Origin of the sequence: Spirillospora sp. NPDC049652, assembly GCF_040675125.1 — a bacterium.
GTDB lineage: Bacteria > Actinomycetota > Actinomycetes > Streptosporangiales > Streptosporangiaceae > Spirillospora.
Genome location: NZ_JBFAOF010001565.1, coordinates 1 through 1062 on the forward strand (window position 1 = coordinate 1; position 1062 = coordinate 1062).

The following is a 1062-nucleotide window of genomic DNA, read 5'->3' on the forward strand; positions in this document are numbered from 1 at the left end:
CTCGGCCGCGTCCGGTCGGCGCGCGGACGTCGGCCATGTCCCGCTGCAGGACGAGCCGCCCCCGGTCCATCACGCCGACCCGCGTGCACAGCTCCTCGACCTCGCCGAGCAGATGGCTGCACAGCAGGATCGTCGTGCCCGCGTCGTTGAGCGCCCGCAGCAGGTCGCGGATCTCGCGGATGCCGCGCGGGTCCAGGCCGTTGGTCGGCTCGTCCAGGATCAGCAGCCGCGGCTCGTGCAGCAGCGCGGCGGCGAGCCCGAGCCGCTGCCGCATGCCGAGCGAGTACGCCTTGACCGCGCGGTCGTCCACGCCGCCGAGGCCGACCCGCTCCAGCGCCTCGTCCACCCGGCGGCGGCGCGTCCGGCGCGACCCGCGGCCCGGCCCGGACGCGTCGAGCAGCGCCAGGTTCGCCCGGCCGGACAGGTGCCCGTACGCGCCCGGCCCCTCGACCATCGCGCCGACCCGCGGCAGCACCTCGCCGACGCGGCGCGGGATCGGCCGGCCCATCACCTCGATCTCCCCGGACGTCGCGAACACCAGCCCGAGCAGCATCCGGACCAGCGTCGTCTTGCCCGAGCCGTTCGGCCCGAGCAGCCCGTAGCGGTCGCCCTCGCCGACCGCGAGGTCCACGTCCCGGACGGCCACCACACGCCCGTACCGCTTGGTCAGCCCGCGGGTGGCGATCATCGCGCGAGCTCCGCCGCCGCGGCCCGCAGGACCTCCGGCCGGACGGCCCCGGCCAGCAGGAACGTCGTCCCGGTGTCGGCGTGGAACAGCATCGCGGTCAGCAGCGGCGTCACCAGCATCAGGTACTCGCCGCGGCCCCCGCCGGACGCCTCCCGCAGCGGGGTGATCTCCGCGCCCGCCTCGTGCGCCGCGCCGACCAGCCGCTGCCCGTACCGGGGCGGCAGCGGCGCGACCGCCAGCGACGCGAACCCGCCCGCGTACCCCCGGATGCTCGCGACCGACGCCGTGCCGGGCATCGCGGCGCGCCCGGCGAGCCGCTCGGGCAGCCGCCGGTTCGTGAACGCGACCAGCCGGGACAGCAGGTCGGGCGCGTC

Annotated in this window: 2 protein-coding genes; both read right to left on the minus strand. The window is 77.4% G+C overall.

Annotated elements, in window-relative coordinates; genetic code table 11:
* Positions 1 to 688, minus strand: a 688-nt coding sequence (locus AB0J52_RS41955; protein WP_500188885.1) for an ABC transporter ATP-binding protein, incomplete at its 3' end; no start/stop codon positions are given.
* A partial coding sequence (locus AB0J52_RS41960; RefSeq protein WP_500188887.1) for a hypothetical protein occupies positions 685 to 1062 on the minus strand: 378 nt, incomplete at its 5' end. The genes AB0J52_RS41955 and AB0J52_RS41960, both read right to left, overlap by 4 nt.